The following is a 26,650-nucleotide window of genomic DNA, read 5'->3' on the forward strand; positions in this document are numbered from 1 at the left end:
GCCGCGTCGGCGGTACCTGCGGTGCGAAAGACGTTGAAGTGAATGAAACAGCGACGAGATAAACGATCATGAGCAACGCCGACAAACCGAATCCGACCATCGACGCCCAGCGCCGTCGCGTGCTGCTGGGCCTGGGCGCCGCCGGTGCGGCACTGGCCGGTGCCGGCCTGAGCTGCCCGGCGATGGCCGCACCCGCCGCCAAGGTCACCGAAGCGCCAAAAAGCGAAAAGACCCAGGACCGCCATGACTACCAGGGCGTGCACCAGACCGGGATCGTCACACCGCGGCCAGCCGCAGGCATGCTGGTGGCATTCGATGTACTGGCCAGTGATCGCGAAGACCTGGAGCGCCTGTTCCGCACCCTGGACGAGCGCATCCGCTTCCTGATGGCTGGCGGCCCCGTGGCGCAGGTCGACCCCAAGCTGCCGCCGGTGGATTCGGGCATCCTTGGCCCGGTGGTGGTGCCAGACAACCTGACCATCACCGTGTCGGTGGGCGAGTCATTGTTCGACGAGCGCTTCGGCCTCGCCGATGCCAAGCCCAAACGTCTGTCGCGGATGGTCGGTTTCCCCAACGATGCGTTGGAAGCGGATCAATGCCACGGTGACCTGACCCTGCAGTTCTGTGCCAATACCCCGGACAGCAACATCCACGCCCTGCGCGACATCGTCAAGAACCTGCCCGACCTGCTTTTCGTGCGATGGAAACAGGAAGGTACGGTGCCGCCGCAGGCGCCTGCCAAACCTGGCGAGCCTGAACAGAGCGCGCGCAACTTCCTCGGCTTTCGTGACGGCTCGGCCAACCCGGACTCCAACGACACCCGGCTGATGGATGCGCTGGTATGGGTGCAGCCTGGCAGCGACGAGCCAACCTGGGCCGAGCATGGCAGTTATCAGGCGGTGCGCATCATCCGCAACTTCGTCGAACGCTGGGACCGCACGCCGCTGCAAGAGCAGGAGAATATCTTCGGCCGGGTGAAAACCACCGGTGCGCCCATGGACGGCCGGCTCGAAAGTGACGTGCCAGACTACGGCAAAGATCCCGAAGGCAAGCTGACCAAGCTGGACGCGCACATTCGCCTGGCCAATCCGCGCACCCCCGAGTCGCAGCAGAACCTCATCCTGCGTCGACCCTTCAATTATTCGAACGGGGTGAACAAGAACGGCCAGCTGGACATGGGCTTGCTGTTCATCTGCTACCAGGCGGATCTGGAAAAAGGCTTTATCACCGTGCAGACCCGCCTCAACGGCGAACCGCTGGAGGAATACCTCAAGCCCGTGGGCGGCGGTTATTTCTTCACCCTGCCAGGGGTGACCAGCGCCCAGGATTTCATCGGCCGCAGCCTGCTCGCTGAGAGCAAGAACCTCACCACCACTGCATGACCACTTGATTCAACCGGGGAACCACTCATGACAAAGACGCCACTCGCTCTGCTGCTGACCCTTGGCCTGTTCAACGCTCCGCTGTCGGCCTTTGCCGCGACCCAGTCGCCTTTGGACCTGGTAGGGCCGGTTTCGGACTACAAGATCTACGTGACCGAGAAGGTCGATCAACTGGCCGTGGAAACCGCCAGGTTCACCGACGCGATCAAGAAAGGCGACCTGGCCACCGCCAAGAAGCTGTATGCGCCGACCCGTGTGCACTACGAGGCCATCGAGCCGATCGCCGAGCTGTTCAGCGACCTGGATGCGTCGATCGATTCGCGTGTCGATGACCATGAAGCCGGTGTGAAGGCGGAAGATTTCACTGGATTCCATCGACTGGAATACAGCCTGTACTCGGAAAATACCACCAAGGGCCTGGATGCATTGGCCGACGGTCTGCTCAAGGATGTGAAGGACTTGCAGAACCGTATCGCCGAGCTGACCTTCCCGCCGGAGAAAGTGGTCGGCGGTGCCGCCGCACTGCTCGAAGAGGTGGCCGCGACCAAGGTGTCCGGTGAGGAAGACCGTTACAGCCATACCGACCTGTATGATTTCCAGGGCAACATCGACGGCGCGAAGAAGATCGTCGACCTGTTCCGTCCGCAGATCGAAGGCCAGGACAAGGCGTTCGCAGCCAAGGTAGACAAGAACTTCGCCACCGTCGACAAGATCCTGGCCAAGTACCGCACTGCCGATGGCGGCTTCCAAACCTACGACAAGGTCAAGGAAAACGACCGCAAGGCACTGATCGGCCCGGTCAACACCCTCGCCGAAGACCTCTCCACCCTGCGCGGCAAACTCGGCCTGAACTGAGCCGTCTGCTGGTGATAAGGGCCCTTCCAAGGGCCCTTTTTCGTGGGCGCCGTTTTTGTCAGGGGCGTTTTTTTTTGCAGGGGTTGTTTTTGTAGGGTTTTTTTTGCAGGGTTGTTTTTGTGGGAGCGGGCTCTGCCCGCGAAGCCCGCAACCCGGTACATCAGAAACACCGCAAGGCCCCTTCGCGGCCGATGACCGCTCCTACGGCGCCCTCGAACCCTGCGTAGGAGCGGTCCGTGGCCGCGAAGAAACCGACGCAATACCCCTGATCCCCCGCAGCATCTCATCCGCGGCTACACGCCGCTCCTTCAAGCTTCTGGCACTGTGCAAACCTGACACTCATCACCGGTCATTTCGATCTCCGTAGCGGACACACACAGTCATCAATCCGCCCCACCCACCTGGTCACTGCCCGCTACATTCAAACCTCCGCCATGGATGGAGGCTCTCATGCCACTCTACAAAAATTGCAGGTTACGTACGGGCCGCTTTTCTCAGCGTGGCGGCATCTATCTTCTGACTGCCGTTGTGAAACATAGAACGCCCCTGTTCCGGGATTTCGAACTGGGACGGTGCGTAGTCAGGGAGATGATGAATGCCCAGCGCTGGAACCAGGCACAATCGCTGGCTTGGGTTGTCATGCCCGATCACCTCCACTGGCTGATGCAACTTGAGGACGCATCGCTGGAAAGCCTGATGCGTCAGGTCAAATCACGCTCGAGCAAGGCAATCAATGAACGGTGCGCAAGAACAGGCCAATTGTGGCAGGCAGGCTTCCACGACCGAGCGCTGCGTCAGGAGGAGGATTTACTCGCCAGTGCCAGATACATTGTCGCCAACCCGCTGCGCGCAGGATTGGTCAAAAGGGTCGGCGATTACCCTTTGTGGGATGCTATTTGGCTGCAGGGTTACCAGCCATCCAGCTCAACCCCACGCCCGTAGGAGCGGTCCGTGGCCGCGAAAAGGCGCTGCGGTCTCCCAGACACACCGCAGCGCCCCCTTCGCGGCAGATGACCGCTCCTACGGCGTCCTCGAACCCTGCGTAGGAGCGGTCCGTGGCCGCGAAAAGGCGCTGCAGTCTTCCAGACACACCGCGGCGCCCCCTTCGCGGCCGATGACCGCTCCTACGGCGCCCTCGAACCCTGCGTAGGAGCGGTCCGTGGCCGCGAACGCAGCGCTACGGTCTCCCAGACACACCGCGGCGCCCCTTCGCGGCCGATGACCGCTCCTACGGCGGACTCGAACCCTGCGTAGGAGCGGTCCGTGGCCGCGAAAAGGCGCTGCGGTCTTCCAGACACACCGCGGCGCCCCCTTCGCGGCCGCTGACCGCTCCTACGGCGCCCTCAAACCCTGCGTAAGAGCGGTCCGTGGCCGCGAAAAGGCGCTGCGGTCTTCCAGACACACCGCGGCGCCCCCTTCGCGGCCGATGACCGCTCCTACGGCGGACTCGAACCCTGCGTAGGAGCGGTCCGTGGCCGCGAAAAGGCGCTGCGGTCTTCCAGACACACCGCGGCGCCCCCTTCGCGGCCGATGACCGCTCCTACGGCGGACTCGAACCCTGCGTAGGAGCGGTCCGTGGCCGCGAAAAGGCGCTACGGTCTCCCAGACACACCGCAGCGCCCCCTTCGCGGCCGATGACCGCTCCAACGGCGTCCTCGAACCCTGCGTAGGAGCGGTCCGTGGCCGCGAAAAGAGCGCTGCAGCGTCTGGGGTTACACCCTAGCGCCGAGTTCTGCGGAGATGGCGTGAGCGGCTTTCTGGACCACAGGAACCAGGGATTCCATCTTCTCCACAGGCATGTAAGGCAGCGTGCTGGCGACACTGATCGCGGCCACGATTTGTCCGCTGGCATCGCGGATGGGTGCAGCCACGCAGCGGATCGACGGTTCGTTGTCTTCCAGGTCGAACGCATAGCGACCCGTTACATAGGTTTGCATACGGGCCTGGAACTGGGGCCAGGTGAGTTGCGGGTGGTCGGGCCACAGGGCGGATTCCGCCGCAACGGCCTCACCCCGTTCGAACAGCCTCTGCCATTCGGCCGCCTCGGCGTCGAGCATCAGCGCCTTGCCGATGCCGGTGCGCGCCAGCGGCATGCGATGACCTACCCGCGAACGCATCTCCGGGCCATTGCGCCCTGGGGTCTTGTGCAGGTACAGCACCTCGTCGCCGTCGCGAATCGCCAGGTGAATGGTATCGCCGGTTCGCGCCGACAGTTCATCCAGCCAAGGGCTGGCCAACATCACCAGTGGCACTTCGTCCCGCGCCTGGAAGCCCAGCTCGATCAGCCGCGGCCCGAGCAGATAGCCCGCCTGGGGCAGCACCCGCAAGTAGCGCTCGTCCACCAGGCAACTGACCAGCCGGTGGGTGGTGCTGCGCGTGGTGCCGATGCGCCGTGCGATCTCTTTCAGATCACGGGCGCCGCCGGCCACGGCCTGGATCACTGCCAGCCCGCGGAGCAGGGTCTGGGTGCCGGTCGGTGCGGCGGGGGGCATGTCGTCCTGCATGGTCAACCTTCGCGTCAGGTAAAAGCAGGCGCATTATGTTCGCCTGCTCGCAATCGGGTCAAAGCTCGATCCGCTCGACCTTGCCCACCAGCAGAATGTAGGACAACGCCCCGACCAGCGCCGTGACCGCAATGTAAGTGATCGCGGGCGCGAACGAGTCGCCGGTCGCCAGGAAGCCGATGGCGATCGGTGTGGTGATCGCCGACAGGTTGCCGATGAAGTTGAACACCCCGCCCGTCAGCCCCAGTAACCGCGCAGGGGCCAGGGTCGAAACCAGCGACCAGGTGATCGACGCCAGGCCGTTGCCGAAAAAGGCCAGCGCCAGGCAAGCGATGACCAGCGGAGTCGAATCGACGTAGTTGGCGCCGATGATGCACGTCGAGATCAGCAGGCCGCCGATGATCGGCAGCTTGCGCGCCAGGCCGATGCTGGCACCGCGACGGATCAGCCAGTCGGAAAAGAACCCCGAGCACAGCACGCCGACAAAAGCGGCCAGGAACGGCAACGAGGCGAGCATGCCCGATTTGATGAAATCCATGCCGCGGTATTTCACCAGGTAAGTCGGGAACCAGGTCAGGAAGAACCACAAGGTCGAGTTGAGGCAATACTGGCCCAGGTAGATACCCCAGAGTTTGCGCTTGCTCAACACGATGCCCAGGTCGGTCCAGCTGAAACCGGCCTTGGCCTGGCGCGCCGATTTCTGCATGTCGACCAAGCCGCCGCCGTCGCTGATGAGCTGGATTTCGGCCGCGTTGGCGCCTTTGAAATCGCGCGGCTCGCGATACACCGCGTACCAGATCACTGCCCAGACAATGCCCACCAGACCGGTGCTGACGAACACCATGTGCCAGCCGAATTCGTGTTGCAGCCAGGCCAGTACCGGGGTGAGGAAGGCCAGGCCGACGAATTGGCCCGAGGTGTAGAAGCCGATGGCGGTGGCACGTTCGCGCTCGGGAAACCAGGTCGTCACCACGCGGCTGTTGATCGGGTACGCCGGCGCTTCCAGCGCGCCCACGGCCATGCGCAGCACGAACAGGGCGATGAAACTGCCGGCAAAGCCGAGCATGACGGTGGCAATGGACCACAACGCCAGGGCCACGCTGTAGAGGATGCGTGGCGGAACGCGGTCGACCAGCCAGCCGCCGGGGATCTGCATGGCGGCGTAGGTCCAGCCGAATGCCGAGAAAATCAGGCCGACGTGCACCGGATCGATGCCCAGGTCGCTGGTCAGCGCCGGCGCGGCGATGGACAGGTTGCTGCGGTCCAGGTAGTTGATCACCACGGTGATGAACAACAGCACCATGATGAAGAAGCGCTTGCGGCTGGGCGTCGCCAGCGCCGGCGCGGCGGTAGTGGATTGGGTATGCATGGGGTGCCTCTTATTGTATTTGTAGAGGGGTGCTGCGGCGACAGGGCGGACGCCTTCGCGAGTAGAAATCTCGCCGCCCGTGTGGGAGCGGGGCGGGCGGCGAGCTTGCTACCCGCGAAGGCCGCGCCGCGGTATCAGCGGTGAATCACCACTCCGCGAAGCTGCCGTCGGCATGGCGCCAGATCGGGTTGCGCCAGCGATGGCCGATCTCTGCGCGCTCCCGCACGTACTCCTCGTTGATCTCGATTCCCAGTCCCGGCCCGTTCGGAATCTTCACGAACCCATTGTCGTAATCGAACACTTCAGGATGGGTGACATAGTCGAGCAGATCATTGCTCTCGTTGTAGTGAATGCCCAGGCTCTGCTCCTGGATGAAGGCGTTGTAGCAGACCGCATCCAGCTGCAGGCACGCCGCCAGCGCGATCGGCCCCAACGGGCAATGCAAGGCCAGCGCTACGTCATAGGCCTCGGCCATGTTGGCGATCTTGCGGGTCTCGGTAATGCCCCCGGCATGCGAGGCATCGGGCTGGATGATGTCCACATAGCCTTCACTGAGAATCCGCTTGAAGTCCCAACGCGAGTACAAACGCTCACCGAGTGCGATCGGCGTACTGGTCAACGGCGCCAGCTCCTTGAGCGCTTCGTAGTTCTCGCTCAACACCGGCTCTTCGATGAACATCAGCTTGAACTGATCCAGCTCCTTCATCAGCACCTTGGCCATGGGCTTGTGCACCCGGCCATGGAAGTCGACGCCAATGCCCACGTTCGGCCCTACCGCATCACGCACGGCCGCAACGCTGGCCAGGGCGCGATCGACCTTGTCGAACGTGTCGAGAAACTGCAGTTCCTCCGTGCCGTTCATCTTCACCGCAGTGAAACCACGAGCCACCGCCTCGCTCGCCGCGCGCGCCGTGTCGGCCGGGCGGTCGCCGCCAATCCACGAGTACACCCGGATCCGATCGCGTACCTGCCCGCCGAGCAGGTCGCTGACCGAAACGCCCAGGGCCTTGCCCTTGATATCCCACAGCGCCTGATCGATACCGGCCAGGGCGCTCATGTGGATGGCGCCGCCACGGTAGAAACCGCCGCGGTACAGCACGGTCCAGATGTCTTCGATATTGCGTGGGTCCTTGCCGATCAGGTAGTCGGACAATTCGTCAACGGCGGCAGCCACGGTGTGCGCGCGGCCTTCGACCACGGGCTCGCCCCAGCCGACCACACCCTCGTCGGTCTCGACCTTGAGGAAGCACCAGCGCGGTGGAACGATGAAGGTCGTGAGTTTGGTGATTTTCATCTGTTGTCTCTCTTGTTCGATGGACGCTCGAGCGTCTGTAAATGTTGCCGTTACCGCCCGTATCGATTTCGTAGGAGCGGTCCGTGGCCGCGAACCGGGCGACGCGGTGGATCAGTCACTGCGCGGCGCCCTGTTCGCGGCCGATGACCGCTCCTACAGGGGCGCACAGCGTGTCAACCTTTCAGCGACTGCCAGGCCTGGACGTACGCCTTTGCGTTATCAGCCACCTGCTGCACCGTCATGCCTGGCTTGAACAGGCCCGAACCCAGGCCAAACCCGGCAACGCCGGCGTCGAGAAACGGCTGCATGTTGTCCGGGCTGATGCCTCCCACCGGTACCAGCGCCGTCCCTTTGGGCAGCACCGCCAACAGGGCCTTGACCACGGCCGGCGTCAGTGACTCGGCCGGGAACAGTTTCAACACGTCGGCACCGGCGGCCAGCGCGGCGAACGCTTCGGTCGGTGTCAGCACGCCCGGCGCCAGGAACATCTCGGCCTCCTTGGCCGCCTTGAGCACTGAAGGATCGCTGTGCGGCATGACGATCAGTTGCCCTCCCGCTGCCTTGACCTGAAGTACCTGCTCGGCCGACAGCACCGTTCCGGCACCGATCAGGCAATCGGCGGGCAAACTGTTGCGCAACAGCCGAATGCTGTCGAAAGGCTGCGGAGAGTTGAGCGGCACCTCGATGATGCGAAACCCGGCGCTGTACAGCACCTCGCCGATGGCCACCGACTCTTCGGGGCGCAGGCCGCGCAAAATGGCGATCAGCCCGTTCTGGGCCATTGCTTGCTTGAGCATTTCAAACCTCTTGGAACTGTTGAGCGACGAGCCCGGCGGCCAGCGCCAGGCTCCAGAGACCGCGTTCGGTGGCCTGTTCGGCCAGGCTGACGCTGTTGAAGCCACACAAGGCCAATGCCTGCCGATAGCGCTGGCACAACGCACTGCTGCCGATCAGGACCACAGCCGGCAGCGATTCCTGCCCGCTGCGCTGACGCAGCATTTCGGCCAGGGCGCGCAGCTCGTGGCCAATCATCAGGCCAGACAGATAGTCCGCTTGTTCACTGCTCGCCAATTGGCCGGTGAGGCCAAGGCTGCGCGCGCTGAACATGGTCGACAGCACGCCGATGCTGCCCTCACGCGACATCGCCACGGCTACACCGCGCTCGAACGCCGCGCTGTCGAACGACGCACTGCGCTTCTGCGTGCGACCGAGAATGGTGTGGGCACTGGCTGCGGCGAACAGCTCGCCGGTCATGAAGGTGTCGAAATGCTCGATGCGCTGCTCGACCACCCTCGCCCACTTCGAATGGCTGCCAGGCAGGCCGATCAGCAATGTCTGGTCGCGCTCGCCCGAAGGCAGCGACTGCAGCAGGCCGAAGATCTGGGTTTCCTCGCCGCGCATGACGTTGGGCAGTGCCGAACGTTGCAGCACGCCGGGCACCAGATGCACATAGATACCCCTGAGGGTACGCACGCGAGCCATGCCGGCTGCGACATCGGCGGCCTGCGCCGGGCTGTGGCAATACGGCACTTCGTGCCAACCCTGGGCGCTGCCGACCATGCCGCAGGCGATCACGGCAACGTCAGGAAAAGCATCGAGCCAGTCGCCGCAGGCTTCATCGAGGGTCAGCTCGAAACCATCGCTGGTCTGTTCGCCGCATATGCTACGGGGGGTGTTGGACAACTGCATGATGCCCCGATCCAGCGAACGCTGGTCGAGTACGTGGCCATCAGGGCCGAGCAGATAGGCTCGCAGGGAACTGGTACCCCAATCGAGTGCAACGAGTTGCGGCTGCATCGCTTCACCTTGTTTGTTTTTGGTAGTGAGTGGCGGTGTGTGATGGCCGACTATAAATCCATTTGAACGATAATCTCAATATATAATTATCAATCCCACATATAGGGATTTTATAGGCACAAATCTCCCGTAGAAGCGGTCATCGGCCGCGAAAAGAGCGCCGCGGTGTGTCAGCTGAATCGCGGTGAATCTTTCGCGGCCACGGACCGCTCCCACACCAGCACCGCAGCATTCTTGGGATCCAGGCATAAAAAAACCGGCCTGGTGGCCGGTTCGTTTGAGGTCAGGCGTAGGCCTGAAGAGGTCGGCGTCTGCCGAAGAGCCAGGCGGTGCCGACACCGACCGCACCCATCACCACGCAATAGCCCACACAGACCCACGGGCTCCACGGCATCAAGGCGATCAGCAGCAGCGGCGTGGTACTCGCCCACAGCGCGTACGCGATGTTATAGGTAAACGAAATGCCCGATACACGCACCTTGGCGGGAAACAGGCCGACCATCAGCGACGGCACCACACCCACCACTCCACACCCCAGACCGGCCAGCGCATAGGCCACGGCAAGACTGCCGACCCCGGCAACCAGGCTGGCATAGAGCGCGGTGATGCCCAGCGGCAGCAGCACGCTATAAAGGACCAGCGCACGCCAGGCGCCGATGCGATCGACCAGCAGGCCAGCCAACACGCAGCCAACGTTGAGGAAGACGATACCCAGGCTACTCAGCGCAAAGGTGTGCCGTGCATCCAGGCCAAAGCGCTGCTGCATCACCGTCGGCGTGATCACCACCAGCACCACCACCGCCGAAGTCAGCACACACGTCAGCAATACCGCCGGGATCAACGAGGCGCGGTGTTCACGCAGCACGGTACGCAGGGAGAATTCGCTGACCTGCTCACTGCGAGCACGCATGGCCAGAAACACCGGTGTTTCGCTGAGCAGCCGCCGCAGCCACACACCGACCACGCCGAATACGCCGCCCAGCAGGAAGGGCAAACGCCACGCCCAATCGAGGATTTCCTGCGGGGTGTACACCCGCGCCAGCACGGTGGCGGTCAATGCGCCGAGCAGATAGCCAAAGGTCAGCCCCGCCTGGAGAAACCCCAAGGCATAGCCGCGTCTTCTCAGCGGCACGTGCTCGGCCACAAACACCCAGGCGCTGGGCACCTCGCCCCCCACGGCAGCGCCCTGCAGAATGCGCAGGGCCAGCAGCAGCAGCGGCGCGAAGTAACCGATCTGCGCATAGGTGGGCATCATGCCGATCAGCAGGCAGGGCACCGCCATCATCAGGATGCTCAGGCTGAACACACGCTTGCGCCCCAGACGATCGGCGAAATGCGCCATCAGGATGCCGCCCAACGGGCGGGCCAGATAGCCGGTCACGAAGATGCCGAAGCTCTGCAACAGGCGTAGCCATTCGGGCATCTGCGGCGGGAAGAACAGCTGGCTGAGGGTCAGGGCGAAGAATACGAAGATGATGAAATCGTAGATTTCCAGCGCGCCACCGAGGGCCGCCAGACCGAGGGTCTTGTGGTCGCTGCGGTTGAGCAGCAATGGCTGGGCAGAGCTATCGGCAGGCATGGGCAAGTCCGCTGGTGGCCGACGGCGCGTATCCTCGCGCCTGTCAAAGGCGCGCAGGATAGCAAAAACCGTCAGGCGTGGCAGGCGCTATGAGGTGCCTATCCCGTAGAAGCGGTCATCGGCCGCGAAAGGAACGCCGCAGACTGGCAGATACACCGCAATGCCCGGTTGGCGGACCCCGAGGGCTCCTACAGCGGCGGTGAGCTGAGCGACTTGCGTACGCGGATGCCATCGCCGATCACGCGAACGCGATGCTCCGGCGGCGCCTTGGGCGATTCGACAATGGCCATGAAGGTCTGCAGCGCGTCGCGGTCCGGCAGCTGCGTGACGCTGGTGCTCAACCGCTCACCGCCAGGGTCGGCCAGTTCGGTTTCGATCCGCTTCTGGCTCTCATACAGCAACGCATGGCGAACGTGCTCACTGTTCTTGCAGAACCGCGGCAGATCGACACCCGACCGCACAGCCATGTCAGTGTTGGCAATCAACAGATCGAAAGGCTCGTAAGCGCTTTGCACCATGGTCAGCAGTTCGTCGAGCGAACCCACCGGCACCACCCTGAAGTAGCCCAGGTTGTTGAGCGTTCGTTCGATCTGCACCGCCTGCTGGTCCAACTCGTCGGCAATCAGAATCCGCAATCTCTTGTCAGCCATCATCCACTTCCCAGGCGTCGGCGCAGGACGATCCCTTACCCGCCTCGCCAAGCCACTACAGCGGGTGCAATTCAACCCGCGGCTTCCAATGATCATCACCCCCAGGGGGTGGCCCGCCGGCAAGCTTACTCTCCCAAACGACAGTTCGAAACGGAAAACGTCGAGCGTTTGACGATAAATCACAAACTACATTTGAGATTGTCTGCAAGCCGATGTTTTGTAATGCTTTAATTCTTTATTACTTAAAGTTTACCCAGCATATTTCCGACGGTTAGCGCCGTTTCCAGATACATTTCCGGTGACAACACGGAACGAGCGGCAAGGACCTGCGCTCATAGCTTCGAACCCTCCCCTGATTCACGCTAGCTGCATCAGCGTACGGCAGGCCCCGCTTGCCGTTGAGAGAGGACCTGACGCATTGTGTTCACCTGAACGCGCGGGAGTCGACAATGATCCGCTTTGCCATCATCGCTCCACCCCTGCCGAGCCACTTTCAACCGCTTGAAAACCTGGCAATGGAGCTGATCGACCGCGGACACAGCGTCACGTTCTTCCACCAACCCGACGCACGTCATCTATTGCATTGCAACAGGGTCAAATTCCGCAGCGTCGGCCAGGAACGCTTTCCTGCCGGAAGCCTGGCAAAAAGCCTTGCACTGGCAGCCAATGTCGACACTTTGCTTGGCCAGCGGCGTACCTATGCCGATATGGCGCAAGTCACGCAGATGCTCTGTGAAGAGTTGCCCAACGCTCTGCGCGAAGAACGCATCGACGCCGTGCTGTGCGACCAGATGGAAGCAGCGGGCGGGCTGGTGGCAGAGTCGCTTGGCCTGCCGTTCGTGTCCGTCGCCTGCGCATTGCCGGTCAACCGCGAGGACATCACCGTACCGTTGGCCGTATTGCCCTACCCCTACGAGCGCGGCGAAGAAGCCATCGAGCGGTATGCGCGCGCCGAGCGCCGGCATGACTGGGTCATGAAGCCGTTGCGCAAAGCCATTGCCCGTCAGTCCGTCGCACTTGGGCTGAGCGTCCGCGAGGGCCTGCATCAATGCCTGTCGCCGCTCGCGCAAATCAGCCAAACAGTGCTGGAGTTCGATTTTCCGCGGCCCAATCTGCCGCCATGGTTCCATGAGGTCGGCCCCCTGCGCCGGGTGTCCGATGAGACCAACCACCTGCCCTACACGTTGGACAATGCTCGGCCTTTCGTCTTCGCAACCTTGGGCCGGCTCCACGGCAACCGCATGAGCCTGTTCAAACGCATTGCCCAGGCCTGCAAGTTGCTCGATGCCCAACTGCTGGTCATGCATTGCGGTGGGCTGAGTCATCGGCAAAGCGATCAACTGCTGCGGCACGGCGCAACCTGGGTCACGGATTTTGCCGATCAGCCCATGCTGTTGCAGTATGCCGACGTGCTGGTGACCCACGGCGACCTCGACATCGTGCTCGAAGCCGTCGTGGCAGAAACGCCGATCCTGGCCTTGCCCATCGCCGCCGACCAGCCAGGCGTTGCGGCGCGGGTGGCCTACAGCGGTTCCGGCGTCCACGCCAGCCGGCATTGCAGCAGCCGGGAGTTGGCGGAACACATGCGTCATCTGCTGGAGAACCAATGGCCCGACCTGGAGAACCTGGCCGATGCCATCCACCTGATGGGCGGCACCCAGCGGGCTGCCGATATCGTCGAGGCGGTGATTCCCGACCGGTTCAAACTGCGTCTGGTCAGCTCCAGCTGAGCCTGCGACCGATCATCAATTGACGACCAGCTTGTCGCGGTTGCGATCCAGCAAGGCCTTGCCGATACCCGTAACCTCGAGCAGTTCTTCGACCGAGTCGAATGGCCCGTAGGTCTGTCGGTGCTTGACGATGGCGGTCGCTTTGGTCAAGCCGACCCCGGAGAGTTCCTTCTTGAGGGTTTCAGCGTCGGCCGTATTGAGGTTGACCCTGCCCGGCAGCACCGGATGGGCAACCGATACCGAGGCGGCGGGCGCCGCCATGGCCGGCGAGCTTAGAATGGGCACTGCGGTGCTGGCGAAGAATGCCAGCGCCAGTGCAGGAAGGAGGATCTTGCGCATTGCTTATGCTCCATGACTTGAATGAGAAGTGCGGCATTCCCGAGCCGCCTGCCAACCCTAGCCCCGCCTGGCAGATGTTCCAGTGCCACCGTGTTGCACGACGTGTCGCACTGGCCCTGCCCCGGCCTGCGCGGGCACCTGACGGATCGAAGGCATGTGTAAGTAGCTATGTGCGCTGCACCAGCCCGTAGGATTTTTTCGGCGTTCGGACCTTCTGTGTTGATGCAAAGTCACATCCACGTACAATCCACCCGCCCCCAAACACTTCACTGCCAAGGCCTATGGACAGACAACCTCTCATGCAATCCCAGAGTACTTCCGTGCGCGAGCGTACGGTGCACGTGCTGAACGCCTATGTGCTCCCCATCGGCTGGTTGGTCATCATGACCGGCATGTTCTGGGCATGGGATCGCTCTCTGTATCACAAGCTGTTCTACATCTTCCTGGCGGTGCCCACCCTGCTCGCCCTGGCATTGCAGCCGGGTCCGTTCAAGGCGCTGGTGCGCAACCCGATGTTCCTTGCCTTCGTGGCCTTCAGTGCCTACATCCTGCTCAGTGTCAGTTGGGCCGCAGACGGCGAAGACTTCGGCTCGCTGTTCAAGCGGCCGCTCTACATCGCCATGGTGCTGCTCTCGGCTGGCCTGATCGCGCTGAAGGTGCCCGCGCGATTGGCGCAACTCACCCGTGCAGCGGCTGTGATCGCCACGGCAGCGGCGGGTTTGTCGTTGATCTATTTCTATGGCGTGCAAGGCGCGTCCCTGGGCAGCCGTCTGGATGGGTATGGCGCGCTCTACAACCCTCTGCTCAGCGCCCATGTGTTCGGCGCCTTTGCCAGTGTCTGGCTGGCCACCTGGTACATCGGACGCAATCCGTGGAACCCGTTGGCGCTGGGGTGCCTGGCGGTACTGGGGGTAACCTTGATCGCCACGGGTTCGCGGACGCCGATCATCGGCATGGCGGCGGCATTGCTGTGGCTGATGGCGGCGGGAAACAAGAAACGCGGCGGGCTGGCAATTGCCATTGCACTGCTGGGGATCGCAGCGCTGTACGTGGTAATGCCCGATGTGCTGACCTCGCGCGGGGCGTCGTACCGGCCGGAAATCTGGATGGAGTCACTGCGTCAGATCGGCGAGAACCCGTGGTTGGGACGCGGCTACGATTCGGAGATGACCATCGTCATCCCAGGTCTGCCGTACACCTTGGCCGACCCGCACAATATCGAACTGGGCGTGCTGTACATCGGCGGCGTTGCAGGGCTCAGCCTGTGGATGGTGCTGTATGGTCTGGCCATGCGCTTCTGCTGGATGAATCGGCGGGAACCGCAGGTGGTGTTGGCCGCAACCTGGCTGGTGTTCGGGTTTGCGTCGGGGCTGACCGAAGGCAGCGCCTTCATGTCCCGCCCCAAGGAGCACTGGTTCCTGATCTGGATTCCGATGGCGCTGGTGTATGCGCAATGGCTATGCCACTGGGGCAACCGCCTCAGCCGCCCTGCCAAGGCCGTTTGAATGACATTGCTGATTGCCTGATACAACGCAGTGCGCCTTTCGCGGCCACGGGCCGCTCCTACGGAGGATCCGACGTCCCGTAGGAGCGGTCATCGGCCGCGAAAACGTCTACGCGGATTGCCTGCTGTAACGCAGTGCGCCTTTCGCGGCCACGGACCGCTCCTACGGAGGATCCGACGCGCCGTAGGAGCGGTCATCGGCCGCGAAAACGTCTACGCGGATTGCCTGATGCAACGCGGTGCGTCCTTCGCGGCCACGGACCGCTCCTACGGAGAATCCGACGCCCCGTAGGAGCGGTCATCGGCCGCGAAAAAGGCTACGCGAATTTCAGCCGAACACCATACGGAGCATGCCGCGCAGGGTCTTCCTGTTCCAGGCCCTGAGCGGAATCATGCCCAGTAGCTCTCTGCTCAGGCCCTTGTCCTTGCGCGCGTACTTCAAGAACATCGAATTGAGAAAACGCCAGCGCACCTGCTCGTACGCCGGGTGCTCGCGGTACACGGCGTAGGTCTTGAGCACGTTCTCGACCATGAAGCGGCCATTCTTGTAGGTGTTGGTCGCATGCTTGCGGTACTGCGCCAGAGGCTCACCCAGTACATCGATGAAATAACCCGCGCGGGTCACTGCCAACTCGATATAGACATCCTCAAGGCGAATCTCCGGATCGAATCCACCCACCTTCTCCAGCGCCTCGCGACGGAACATCAGCGTGGCGGCGGTCGGCCCCGGCTTGCGGTCCATGAACATATCGTCGAAATCCAGCCGGCGGAACGGCTCGTTGCGCTTGCGCTGTTCACGCTCGCACATCACCTTGCCGGTCGCATCGATGATCTCGGTATTGGCCGAGCAGATACCCACCTCGGGCTTGCCTTCCATGTACGCCACCTGAGTGGCGATACGATGGGCGAACATCACGTCATCCGACCCGAACGGCACCACCAGGCTGCCCTGGCAACGTGCCACCGACTCGTTCAGCGTCCGCGACAGCCCCTTGTTCCCCTGCACGCGCAGATCGAAACCATGCTCGGCACTGAGCTTGCGCAGCAGCTCGACGCTGCCATCGGTCGAACCATCGTCCACCACCAGCAACTCGATGTTGGCGTAGGTCTGCGCCAGCACGCTGCCGATCGAGGCCTCGATGTACGGCGCATGGTTGTACGAGGCGATGATCACCGACACCAGGGGCTGCTTTCGATTGTCTGAGGTGGACGTGTTCATATTCACTGCTCTGAAAAAGTGATGCCGTGCCTACGCGAAGGTAGGTACTCTAGGTACGACGAGCGGCCGAGCCAATCGCCAGGGCCATTCGCATTGTAACAATGCATGACCTCAATGGATGTGAGGCCTTGCTTGCAACGCTGGCAAGCTGATGACACTTCCAACTACTTCATCCAGCCACGGCTGTTGGCTGGCGATTGCGGGCATAGGTCAGAAACGCCTCGAGGTCGTCGCTGCACAGCAGATGGGCCACGGCTTTGACTTCGGCAACAGGCCAGTCCCACCACGCCGACGCCAGCAAGGCGTCCCGCACGCGTTCTTCGAAACGCCACTTGATGAACCGGCACGGGTTGCCCCCCACCACGGCATAGGGCGGTATGTCCTTGGTCACGACTGCACCAGCTGCAACTACCGCGCCATGGCCAACTGTCACGCCGGACAGAATCAACACATTGGCGCACAGCCAGCAGTCGCTGCCGATCACTACGTCGCCTTTGGTGGGCGCTGCGCCCGGCACGTCCTTGACCTCGTCGATGATCAACGGAAACGGAAAGCACGACACCCAATCGGTGCGATGGCCACCCCCGAGCAGGATCTTCACCCCCTCGGCGATCGAGGTGTAGTTGCCGACCTTCAAGGTGGTGTCGTCGCCGAACTCCTGCACGTCGGGAATGCCGTAGGTGCCCACCCCGATTGCATACTGGGGGTAGCGCATGCGAATTCGCTCGGGCCCGCGAAACAGCTTCTCGAACTGCCCGAGGTGCTTGCGAACCTTCCTTTTCTTCAACCGGTCCCACCACTTCATCGACGCACTTCCTTACTTACCAATGCAGCACCAGACGCTTGAGACGGCGAAACGTGGTGCGATCCCATAGCTTGAGCGGGATGGAGCGCAGCAGTCGCAGCGCATCCTTCTTGTCTTCCACCACCGCGTATTTCAACGCCTTGTTGACCAGTTTGGCGCGGCCACGCTCATAGCCGGGGTGCCCCCGATAGGGCTCGATGGCGCGCATGTCGGCTTCGAACAAGGTCTTGTAGCGGCGCGACAGGTTGTGCGGATGGCGCCGGTAGCGGGTCACGATCACCGGCAGCATATGGATCTCGACGCCCTGTTCGGCAATGCGCAGGGTGATCTGGAAATCCTGGACCTTGATCGCCGGGTCGTAGAACTTGGCCTTGCGCAGCACGTCCATGCGGTACAACGACACTGGCGCGCCGCAGACCCGGGCATTGGCGAGGATGTCGGCGAAATCCATGCGGCGGATGCGCGTGTGTGTCTGGTCCTTGAGGGCGTTGCCCTGGGTGTCCATGTAGGTGATCAATGCACCTACCGCGCCGACTTCAGGGTTCTGCTCCAGGTAATCGACACGTACGCGCAGAGAGTGGGCGAGCATGATGTCGTCCAGATCCGGCGTGGATACGTATTTGCCGCGGGCGTGCTGCAGGCCGAAATTGAGCGCGGCGCTGACACCCTGGTTGGCTTGCCGCAGCAACTGGAAGTCGTAGGTCGCCTGCAGCGCGGTGAGCATCTCGATGCTGCGGTCACTGGAACCGTCGTCGACGATTATCACTTCGAAATTCGGATAGTCCTGGGCGAAGATGCTGGCCAACGCCTCTTCGAGGAAATTTTCAGCGTTGTAGCACGGCGCCACGATCGAAACGAGGGGCAAATCCGCTACGTCGGCTCGAACGGCAGGTTCGGAAAGTATGTCGGTCATTTTATGGGCAACGACTAATTCGGGTATGTACGGCCTGATATCGGCAGCGCTGCATGATGGGCGATCCGTACCCGATTGTCGACCAATCCATGCCCCCCCACCGTAGGAGCGGTCATTGGCCGCGAAAAGGTCCGCGCGGTGGGTCAGGCGAAATGCGGGGCGGCCTTCGCGGCCACTGGCCGCTCCTACGGGGTGTCGGCAGATCGGGCAACCCTCCGTAGGAGCGGTCATTGGCCGCGAAAAGGGCACCGCAGTGGATCAGGGAGACTGCGGGCGGGGGCGTCGGCAGGATCGGGAACCCTCCGTAGGAGCGGTCACCGGCCGCGAAAAGGTCCGCGCGGTGGGTCAGGCGAAATGCGGGGCGGCCTTCGCGGCCACTGGCCGCTCCTACGGGGGAGCGGGTTTGCAAGACGCCGGATCAGTCGGGGGTACCGCGGTGTTGTTGGATGTGCAGCCAATCGACGATTTCACCTTCGGGGGCATAGCCGCTCACGGCTTCCTGCAATATCTCGCGGACCCGGTCGAAATCCGTGTCATCCAGTGCCCGCAGCAAACCGGTCAGCTCGCCCTTGAGGGCTTCCCATGGCAAATGATCCTCATGGGCGCTCATGATCATCGGATGACGGGTAGCCACCACGTTGTTGCCGATCAGCAATTCCTCATACAGCTTCTCACCCGGCCGCAGCCCAGTGAACTCGATGCCGATATCCCCTTGGGGATTCTGCTCGGACCGAATGCTCAAGCCCGACAGATGAATCATCTTCTGCGCCAGGTCGATGATCTTCACCGGCTCGCCCATGTCCAGCACGAACACCTCACCGCCGCGCCCCATCGACCCGGCCTGGATCACCAACTGCGCGGCCTCGGGAATGGTCATGAAATAGCGGGTGATGTTCGGATGGGTCACCGTCACCGGCCCCCCCGACTTGATCTGCTTGTGAAACAACGGAATCACCGACCCCGACGAGCCCAGCACATTGCCGAAGCGCACCATGGTGAAGCGCGTCTTGTTCACCCGCGCCACGTTGGCCGGGTCGCCGAACAACACCGGCGCCACTTCACGGCTCAGCGCCTGCAGGGTCATCTCCGCCAGGCGTTTGGTGCTGCCCATCACATTGGTGGGGCGCACCGCCTTGTCGGTGGAGATCAACACGAAGTTGGCCACCCCCGCCTGCAACGCCGCCTGGGCGCAGTTCAGCGTACCCAGCACGTTGTTGCGTACACCCTCGGCAATGTTGTGTTCCACCATCGGCACATGCTTGTAGGCCGCCGCGTGGTACACCGTGTCCACCTTCCAGGTGGTCATCACCTCGAGCAGCTTGGCCTGGTCGCGCACCGTGCCCAGGGTCGGCAGCATCTGCACGTGCATCCCTTCACGGGCGGCACGCTGCTCCAGCTCGCCGCTGATGGTGTACAGATTGAATTCGCCATGATCCAGCAGAATCAGCAGCGCCGGCTCAAGACCAAGAATCTGACGGCACAGCTCGGAGCCGATCGACCCCCCTGCCCCGGTCACCAGCACCGACTTGCCAGCAATGCAGTGCTCCAGCAGGTCATCCTGCGCAGGCACCGAATCGCGCCCGAGCAGGTCGGCAATGTCCACTTCCTGAATGTCGTCGACCTTCACCTCACCACTGGCCAGCGCGGTGAAGTTGGGCACGCTGCGCACGTGCAGCGGAAAGCCTTCGAGGAAACTGAGAATCTCGCGACGCCGCGAGCGCGACGTCGACGGCAACGCCAGCAACAGCTCCTCGGCGCCGGTCAGATCGATCATGCGCTGGATATGCTTGGGCTTGAACACCTGAATACCGGCAATCACCCGGTCGGATATACTCGGGTCGTCGTCGATGAACGCCACCGGACGCATCACGCGGCCCATGCGCAGTGCGGCAACCAGCTGGTTGCCTGCAACACCGGCGCCGTACACCGCCACCTTGGTCAGACGGTCGTCGCGCCCGGCGAACGGCACGTTGTGCACGGCGTTGAACCAGTCGCCCATGAAGTATTGGCGCATGGCCAGGCGCAGGCCGCCGATGATGACCAGGCTGATCCACCAATAATTGAAGATGATCGAGCGCGGCACCACCGTCTGGTGGTTGCTGTACCAATACACCACCACCGCCAGAATCAGCGCCGACAGGCTGACCGCCTTGACGATGGCCACCAGAGCATCGTTGCCGAAGTAGCGCATCACCGCGCGATACATGCCGAAGCGAATGAACAGCGGTATGGCCACGAACGGCGCGGCCACGAACAACCATTCGTGCTCGCGGATCGGGTTGTACATGTCCTCGATGCCCAGGCGCACCAGAAAGGCCATCCACAGCGCGACCCAGACCAGCACGATGTCCGCGACCACTTGCAACATACGCTTCTGGCGACGTGGCAAACCCAGCAAGCGTGTACGTATTCTATCCATCAGTATTCGACCCGAATGGCCCCAGACCGTGACGGTCGGTTGTAGCAACTACGTAACCTTAAGTGCGATCAGCCGATTGCACCAGTGCGCGAACGCAATTTCATGCGCGTTCCAATTCCCCCGCATGATAACGAAAAGCCAGCCACAACAAAGGGATGTACGCAATAAAGGTGCCTAGAACGGGGCTCAGACCGAAAACCGTCACGGCAATGGCCCAGGGCAACAGCCAGCCCAGCGTGATCGACGCCGTCGCCAGGGTCACCGGCAGATGACGCCCGTAGACCCGCGAGGCGTACTGATAGGCGTGGCTTCGATGAGCCTGATACACCTTGTCGCCCCGCAGCAAACGCCGCAGCAAGGTGAACGTGGCATCGACGATGAACACACCCAGAAGGATCACCCACCCCCAGAAGTAAGCCGGCTCGATCCACGCTGCCTGAACCGACAGCACCGCCAGCACCAGCCCAAGAAAACCGCTGCCCGCATCGCCCATGAAGATCTTCGCCGGCGGCCAGTTCCACAGCAGAAAGCCCGACACCGCCGCCGCCAGCACGGCCGGCAGCCACATCAGCTGTGCATGCCCGCCAAGCGCATAGATCAAACAGGCCCCGGCACACACGCAGATGGCCTCGACACTGGCGATACCGTCGATGCCGTCCATGAAGTTGTAGAGGTTGAGCATCCACACCAGGTACAACAGGCCGAATAACCACCACAACGCGGCAAGCCCGTCGATCGCACCGATCACGCCAGGCATGCCGCCCAGGCACAGCAGGGCCCAGCCGCCCGCTGCGAAATGCCCGAGCAGGCGCCAACGTGCAGCGATGTGATTGTGATCGTCGAGAAAACCCACCACGGCCACCAGCGCCCCACTGCCGAACAGGGCTAGCCAGACACGGCTTTCGAGCATTCCCCAAAGCGCCAGCCCGCTGATGGCGGCCAGGAACACCAGTACGATCGCCACGCCACCGCCGCGCGGGGTCGGCACCGTGTGGGAACTGCGCGCGTTGGGCACGTCCATCAGGCTGCGCGCCAGCGCATAGCGACGCAGAGCGAACGTCAGCCCGTAGGCAAGCACCAGCACGACCAGCAGCCATAACAGCAAGCTCATCGACGGCGCGCTGCCACGTAGGGCCGCGCCGTGGCGGCCAGCGCGTCGGCCATGGAGGTGGGCGGCTGCCAGCCCAGCAATTGGCGATTCTTGTCGATGTCGACTTCCAGGGAATCAAACAGCCGTTGCGTCACTGCACCCTGCCCCAAGGCATTCGCCACGCGGCTCATCCACGGCAATGGCACATCGAGCAGCCGCGGCTGCTTGCCCATCGCCGCGGCCATGGCGCGCACCAGGTTCGCAGTGGACACCGGCTCGCCATCACTGACCAGAAAGGTTTGATTCGACGCAGCCGGATGTTCCAGGCAGGTGCACACCAGATCCGCCAGATTGTCCAGCGCCACCAGGCTGCGACGGTTGTTGGTCTTGCCGAAAGGCAGCGGCACACCACTGCTCACCAGACGCAGCAGCGTCTGGAAATTCGCGCGCACGCCTGGCCCGTACACCAGCACCGGGCGAATGATCACCACCTCCATGCCGGTGCTTGCTGCCAATGCTCGCAAGCCCACTTCCGCTTCAAGCTTGGAAATGCCGTAGGCATCACGCGGAGACGGCTCATCGTCGGCACGAAACGGCTGCCCCGGCTCGGTGGCCTCGCCGTTGACCTTGATCGAACTGATGAAAACAAAGCGCCGCACCCCTGCCTGCGCGGCTTGGCGGGCAAGGTTCAGCGTGCCTTCGACATTCACCCGGCGAAATTCGGCCAAGGGATCGGCGTGCGACTCGCGCATCACGTGCACACGCGCAGCGGCGTGCACCACACTGTCAATGCCGGCGAGCGCGCTGGTCCAGTCGGTGTCGGCGGCCAGCGTGGGCACCACGCAGCCTTCCACCCCAAAGGGCAGTTTTGTGTAGGCGCGGCGCACGGCGGCGCGGGTGATCGGGCAGCCCAGCCGCACCAGCCGAGCCGCGACAGCGGCACCGACAAAACCCGACGCGCCAGTTACCAAAACAGCTTTCGAGATCATGGGCGAGCACCTTGGTCGAATGGATTAACGCTGCAATACGTCGTGATACAACTGCACATAACTGTCCGCCATCCCCTGCGCGGTGAACACCTGCTGGAAGCGACGCGCCGCGGCGGCGCCCATGGCACTGGCCAGGGCTTCATCGTTCCACAGGGTGTGCATGGCCGCCGCCAGCGCTTGGGGATCGCGCGGGGGAATCACCAGCCCGGTTTCACCGGCCAGGTTGATGTAGCTCATGCCGCTGCCGATGTCGCACGAAATCATCGGTTTGCCATACATGGCGCCTTCCAGCAGCGAAATGCCGAACGACTCGGAACGCAGGTGCGACGGAAACACGAAGCCGTGGCACAGGGTCAGCAGCGCCGCCTTGTCTTCATCCGGCAAGCCGCCGAGAAAATGCACGTTGCTCACTTCAAGCTGCTGGGCATAGGCCTTGAGCTCAGCTTCCAGATGGCCACCCCCAAGAATCACCACCGGCAAGCCGGTTGCCTTGGCAGCATCGAGCAGGTAGTTCAGACCCTTGTAGTAGCGCAGCGCACCGACGAAAAGAAAGAACTTGCCGGGAAAGCGCGCCTGCCAATGCGCCAAGCGCTCGGCAGACGGCGTGGGGTATGTAGCGGGATCGAGGCCGAACGGGATGACTGACAACTTTTCAGTGAAGCGCTGCAGCACCGGGCTGCTGGCCGCGTAGTCGGGTGAAGACACGACGATGCGGTCCATGGACCCGAGGAAGCGATTCATCAACGGCTGATACAACTTGAGCAGGGTCTTCTGCTTGATGATGTCGGAGTGATAACTGACCACCGACGGCTTGCCGGTGCGGCTGGCAAAATGCACCAGGTCCATGAACGGCCAGGGGAAGTGGTAGTGAATCAGATCCGCCTGGCTGGCCAACTCCTTGAAATCGCCCAGCGCCGACCAGGAAAACCCGGTCGAGGCCACGTGCAAATCGAGCTTGGCACGGTGGGCCACATGGTGCCCTACCCGTTCGCCACGCGCCGCGCCGCGCTCGCTGAGGTACAACACTTCGGATTGCACACCGCCCGCGGCACATCCTTCTGCCAGCTGAAAGATGACCTGCTCGATACCGCCCATGGAATCGGGGAAGTACGTCTTGAAGAAGTGCAGCACCTTGATCATCGGCTTCCCAACGTGCGGCGATAGGATATCAACGTCTGCGCCGCACAACGGTCCCAGGAAAATCCGTCGGCGTGGGCCAGACCACGTTGCCGAGCCTCGGCGCGCCATGGGTCGTCTTCCAGCGCCTTGGCCATGTGCTGCGCCAGGGTTTCGATATCCATCGCCTCGCACATCAGCGCCGCCTCGCCCGCCACTTCCAACAGGGACGAGTTGTTGGCACAGACCACCGGCACGCCCGAACTCATCGACTCCAGCACCGGCAGGCCAAACCCCTCGTACAACGACGGAAAGGCAAACAGCCGCGCGCCCGCGAACAGCACCGGCAAGTCCTCGGCCGGCACGAAGCCCAGATAGCGCGCCCAGCCCTGGCGCTGCGCCGACTCGATGCGCGCAAAGATCGCCTCGTTCTGCCAGCCCCGGTAGCCGGCCAGAATCAACGGCCAGCGTTGGCGCGTGGCCAGCGGCAGCGTTTCGTAGGCGGTGAGCAGCGTCTCGATGTTCTTGCGCGGCTCGATGGTGCCGGCGAACAGGCTGTAGCCTTCGTGGCTCAACCCGTAGCGCCCGAGCACTTCAGCGGTTTGCGCCGCGCTGCGCGGATGAAACTCCGGCGAACTGGCCAGCGGCACAGTGTCGATCCGCTCGAGCGGCCAATCGAAATACTCGGCCAGTTCGCGCCGGGTAAATTCGGAATCGGTGATCAGGCGGTCCGCACGCTTCAAGGTCAGCCGCAGCTCTTTCTGCAGGTAGCGCGCCAGCTGCGGCGCGTGACACTGGGACCAGGTAAACGGCGACAGGTCGTGAAAGGTCGCAATGCGCGGCCCCTTGAACGGCGGCAGGTAATAATTGGGGCTGTGATACAGATAATCGCCATGCCCTTTCAGGGCACGCGCCTTGAGCAATGGCATCAGCAGACGATAGGCCTCGATGGCCAGAAAGTTTTTCTGCACTGCCCGCTTGAGGCTGTAGCCGCTGCCGGACGCGTCCGCAGCACTCGGCAGCACCGGCAAGAAGCTGCGCCCGGCAAAGAACTGCAGGTCGGTTATTTCCGGACTGCTCTGCAGGCGTCGCGCCAGCTCATAGGTATAACGTCCAATGCCCGTCAGCGGAAAGCGCACAGGCTCGACGGAAAGGACGACCTTCATTTATTGGGCAGCCAACATCCATTGCAGGGTGTCGCGTAACGGCGGGGTCTGCCAGTCGCCCACCAGCGAACGCAGACGGGTATTGTCACCGCACAGCGTCTTCACTTCATTGGCGCGCACGAATGCGGGGTTCACTTCCACACGGATGGAATGGCCGGTGATGCTTTCGCACAACTCGATCACTTCACGCAGCGAATGGGTGACACCCGAGCTGACATTGACGGTCTGCCCCAAGGGCTTGTTTTCCAACAGCCCACGGTAAGCCGCGACCAGCGCGCGTACGTCGCTGAAATCGCGCCACACGTCGAGGTTGCCCAACTCGATCACGTCGGCCTTGCGGCGGAAGTGCGAGACGATCTTGGGCAACAGAAAATTGTCCGCCTGCCCCACCCCGGTGTAGTTGAACGGCCGGGTGACGACAATGGGCAAGCGGTTTTGCCACAAGCTGGCCATGTATTCCATGGCCAGCTTGCTGACGGCGTAATCGTTGGCCGGCGCGGGGGCCGTGCCTTCGTCCAGCAAGCCTTCGGATGCATTGCCATACACATTGGCGCTACTGGCCAGCAATACACATTCAGGCGCCTTGCCCGAAGCGGCGACCGCTTCGAGCAGGTTGCGCGTACCGATCAGGTTGACCTGATAGAACGCATCAGCCACGCCATGGCCCACGAACGCCAGTGCAGCGAGGTGAACCACGTAATCGGGCTGCAGCTCTGCCAGCAACGCGCTGAGCCTGGGCGCATCGTTCAGATCGGCCTGGTAGTAACCTGGTTCCTCCGACGGCTGACTGCCCAAACCGATGACTTCATACCCATGGGCCTGCAACTCGGCGGCCATGTAGCGGCCGGTGAAACCCTGGATACCAGTGATCAATGCGCGTTTGCCGACATTAGCCATCAGAACGAAAACCCTTTCTCGTTGCGGCGCAGGTCAGCCTCGACCATCATCCGGCACAGCTCTTCCAGCGAGGTCTTCGGTTCCCAGCCCAATACGGCCTTGGCCTTGGCCGGGTTACCGATCAGCAGGTCAACTTCGGTTGGGCGGTAGAACTTCGGATTGACCGACACCAGCACCTTGCCAGTCTTGGCACACAGGCCCTGCTCGGATTCAGCTTCGCCCTGCCACTTGATCTCGATGTCCACGGCCTTGAAGGCCATGGTGACGAAGTCACGCACGGTTTCGGTACGGTTGGTGGCCAACACGAAAGTGTCCGGCTCGTCGGCCTGCAGCATGCGCCACATACCTTCGACGTACTCCTTGGCAAAACCCCAATCGCGCTTGGCGTCGATGTTGCCCAGCTCCAGGGTTTCCTGCAGGCCCAGCTTGATCTTGGCGACGGTGTCGGTGATCTTGCGGGTCACGAACTCACGGCCGCGCAGGGGCGACTCGTGGTTGAACAGGATGCCGCTGGTGGCGAAGATGCCGTACGACTCGCGGTAGTTGATGGTCATCCAGTGGGCATACAGCTTGGCCACACCGTAGGGGCTACGCGGGTAGAACGGGGTTTCCTCGATCTGAGGAATGGCCTGCACCTTGCCGAACATCTCGGAGGTCGAAGCCTGGTAGAAGCGCGCCTTCGGGTTGACGATGCGGATGGCTTCCAGCAGGTTGACAGCGCCCAGGCCGGTGATTTCGGCGGTGGTCAGCGGCTGCTCGAACGAAACACCAACGAAGCTCTGCGCAGCGAGGTTGTAGACCTCAGTGGCTTCGGTGGTCTGCAGCAACCGGATGCTGGCAGAAAGGTCGGTCAGGTCGTACTCGACCAGGTGCAGGTTAGGGTTGTTCTGGATACCCAGCTCTTCGATACGCCAGAAGTTGACGGAGCTGGTACGGCGGTAAGTGCCGTATACGGTGTAGCCCTTTTCCAGCAGCAGTTCCGCCAGGTAGGCGCCATCTTGACCAGTGATACCAGTGACAATAGCTTTCATGC

At 62.5% G+C, this 26,650-nt stretch carries 23 protein-coding genes; 5 read left to right on the top strand and 18 right to left on the bottom strand.

Going from position 1 to position 26,650, the window contains the following annotated elements; genetic code table 11:
* Positions 1-68 precede the first annotated feature (68 nt).
* The 3 genes from efeB to IFT76_RS01500 all read left to right on the top strand — a co-directional run bounded on the left by efeB (position 69) and on the right by IFT76_RS01500 (position 3,179).
* Positions 69-1,382: an iron uptake transporter deferrochelatase/peroxidase subunit gene (gene efeB, locus IFT76_RS01490; RefSeq protein ID WP_192057185.1), complete on the top strand. Its 1,314-nt coding sequence runs from the start codon at positions 69-71 to the stop codon at positions 1,380-1,382.
* Positions 1,383-1,409: 27 nt separating this feature from the next.
* Positions 1,410-2,237, top strand: coding sequence for an iron uptake system protein EfeO (efeO, locus tag IFT76_RS01495; protein ID WP_122476861.1), 828 nt, complete (start codon positions 1,410-1,412; stop codon positions 2,235-2,237).
* A gap of 450 nt (positions 2,238-2,687) precedes the next feature.
* Entirely contained in the window at positions 2,688-3,179 is a 492-nt protein-coding gene (locus IFT76_RS01500; RefSeq protein WP_122476859.1) for an REP-associated tyrosine transposase, read from the top strand.
* A gap of 770 nt (positions 3,180-3,949) precedes the next feature.
* Here IFT76_RS01500 and IFT76_RS01505 read toward each other — a convergent pair.
* From IFT76_RS01505 to IFT76_RS01535, 7 genes are all read right to left on the bottom strand, one after another.
* Positions 3,950-4,741, bottom strand: coding sequence for an IclR family transcriptional regulator (locus tag IFT76_RS01505; protein WP_192057186.1), 792 nt, complete (start codon positions 4,739-4,741; stop codon positions 3,950-3,952).
* A 58-nt stretch (positions 4,742-4,799) separates the two neighbouring features.
* Positions 4,800-6,110: an MFS transporter gene (locus IFT76_RS01510; RefSeq protein WP_122478321.1), complete on the bottom strand. Its 1,311-nt coding sequence runs from the start codon at positions 6,108-6,110 to the stop codon at positions 4,800-4,802.
* A 145-nt stretch (positions 6,111-6,255) separates the two neighbouring features.
* Complete coding sequence (gene dgoD / locus IFT76_RS01515; RefSeq protein ID WP_122478323.1) at positions 6,256-7,404, bottom strand: galactonate dehydratase; 1,149 nt, start codon at positions 7,402-7,404, stop codon at positions 6,256-6,258.
* 173 nt (positions 7,405-7,577) lie between these two features.
* Positions 7,578-8,201: a 2-dehydro-3-deoxy-6-phosphogalactonate aldolase gene (locus IFT76_RS01520; protein WP_122800155.1), complete on the bottom strand. Its 624-nt coding sequence runs from the start codon at positions 8,199-8,201 to the stop codon at positions 7,578-7,580.
* 1 nt (position 8,202) lies between these two features.
* Positions 8,203-9,201, bottom strand: coding sequence for a 2-dehydro-3-deoxygalactonokinase (locus IFT76_RS01525; protein WP_192057187.1), 999 nt, complete (start codon positions 9,199-9,201; stop codon positions 8,203-8,205).
* A 283-nt stretch (positions 9,202-9,484) separates the two neighbouring features.
* Complete coding sequence (locus IFT76_RS01530; protein ID WP_122478330.1) at positions 9,485-10,780, bottom strand: MFS transporter; 1,296 nt, start codon at positions 10,778-10,780, stop codon at positions 9,485-9,487.
* Between the two features lie 188 nt (positions 10,781-10,968).
* Positions 10,969-11,430: a histidine kinase gene (locus tag IFT76_RS01535; RefSeq protein ID WP_192056215.1), complete on the bottom strand. Its 462-nt coding sequence runs from the start codon at positions 11,428-11,430 to the stop codon at positions 10,969-10,971.
* A gap of 449 nt (positions 11,431-11,879) precedes the next feature.
* On the opposite strand from IFT76_RS01535, the gene IFT76_RS01540 reads away from it, so the two are divergent.
* Positions 11,880-13,160, top strand: a complete 1,281-nt coding sequence (locus tag IFT76_RS01540) for a glycosyltransferase (RefSeq protein ID WP_192057188.1) — start codon at positions 11,880-11,882, stop codon at positions 13,158-13,160.
* A 15-nt stretch (positions 13,161-13,175) separates the two neighbouring features.
* Here the strand turns inward: IFT76_RS01540 and IFT76_RS01545 are convergent, their stop codons facing one another.
* Positions 13,176-13,499 (bottom strand): ComEA family DNA-binding protein, encoded by a 324-nt coding sequence (locus tag IFT76_RS01545; protein ID WP_192057189.1) that lies wholly within the window; start codon positions 13,497-13,499, stop codon positions 13,176-13,178.
* Between the two features lie 299 nt (positions 13,500-13,798).
* On the opposite strand from IFT76_RS01545, the gene IFT76_RS01550 reads away from it, so the two are divergent.
* Complete coding sequence (locus IFT76_RS01550) at positions 13,799-15,004, top strand: O-antigen ligase family protein (RefSeq protein WP_192047217.1); 1,206 nt, start codon at positions 13,799-13,801, stop codon at positions 15,002-15,004.
* Positions 15,005-15,331: 327 nt separating this feature from the next.
* Here the strand turns inward: IFT76_RS01550 and IFT76_RS01555 are convergent, their stop codons facing one another.
* The 10 genes from IFT76_RS01555 to gmd form a co-directional block, all read right to left on the bottom strand.
* A complete protein-coding gene (locus tag IFT76_RS01555; RefSeq protein WP_192057190.1) occupies positions 15,332-16,222 on the bottom strand; it encodes a glycosyltransferase in 891 nt (296 codons plus the stop codon).
* A gap of 169 nt (positions 16,223-16,391) precedes the next feature.
* Positions 16,392-17,027 carry a CatB-related O-acetyltransferase gene (locus tag IFT76_RS01560; protein WP_192056210.1) on the bottom strand — a complete coding sequence of 212 codons (636 nt, stop codon included), beginning with the start codon at positions 17,025-17,027 and terminating at the stop codon, positions 16,392-16,394.
* Positions 17,028-17,043: 16 nt separating this feature from the next.
* A complete protein-coding gene (locus IFT76_RS01565) occupies positions 17,044-17,940 on the bottom strand; it encodes a glycosyltransferase family 2 protein (protein ID WP_192057191.1) in 897 nt (298 codons plus the stop codon).
* 418 nt (positions 17,941-18,358) lie between these two features.
* On the bottom strand, positions 18,359-20,359 hold the full coding sequence (locus IFT76_RS01570) for a polysaccharide biosynthesis protein (protein WP_192057192.1): 2,001 nt from the start codon (positions 20,357-20,359) through the stop codon (positions 18,359-18,361).
* Between the two features lie 100 nt (positions 20,360-20,459).
* Positions 20,460-21,470 (bottom strand): MraY family glycosyltransferase, encoded by a 1,011-nt coding sequence (locus tag IFT76_RS01575; RefSeq protein WP_192057193.1) that lies wholly within the window; start codon positions 21,468-21,470, stop codon positions 20,460-20,462.
* Positions 21,467-22,438 carry a UDP-glucose 4-epimerase family protein gene (locus tag IFT76_RS01580; RefSeq protein WP_192057194.1) on the bottom strand — a complete coding sequence of 324 codons (972 nt, stop codon included), beginning with the start codon at positions 22,436-22,438 and terminating at the stop codon, positions 21,467-21,469. The genes IFT76_RS01575 and IFT76_RS01580 overlap by 4 nt, the downstream gene beginning before the upstream one ends.
* Before the next feature lie 24 nt (positions 22,439-22,462).
* The gene (locus IFT76_RS01585) at positions 22,463-23,578 is read right to left on the bottom strand and encodes a glycosyltransferase family 4 protein (protein WP_192057195.1); all 1,116 of its coding nucleotides are present in this window, start codon (positions 23,576-23,578) and stop codon (positions 22,463-22,465) included.
* Positions 23,575-24,720 carry a glycosyltransferase family 4 protein gene (locus tag IFT76_RS01590; RefSeq protein WP_192057196.1) on the bottom strand — a complete coding sequence of 382 codons (1,146 nt, stop codon included), beginning with the start codon at positions 24,718-24,720 and terminating at the stop codon, positions 23,575-23,577. Before IFT76_RS01590 ends, IFT76_RS01585 begins: the two co-directional genes overlap by 4 nt.
* A complete protein-coding gene (locus IFT76_RS01595) occupies positions 24,721-25,617 on the bottom strand; it encodes a GDP-mannose 4,6-dehydratase (protein ID WP_192057197.1) in 897 nt (298 codons plus the stop codon).
* Positions 25,617-26,648, bottom strand: a complete 1,032-nt coding sequence (gene gmd, locus IFT76_RS01600) for a GDP-mannose 4,6-dehydratase (RefSeq protein WP_122714154.1) — start codon at positions 26,646-26,648, stop codon at positions 25,617-25,619. Before gmd ends, IFT76_RS01595 begins: the two co-directional genes overlap by 1 nt.
* Positions 26,649-26,650 lie beyond the last annotated feature (2 nt).

Origin of the sequence: Pseudomonas sp. CFBP 13727, assembly GCF_014841915.1 — a bacterium.
Classification (GTDB): Bacteria; Pseudomonadota; Gammaproteobacteria; order Pseudomonadales; family Pseudomonadaceae; genus Aquipseudomonas; species Aquipseudomonas baltica.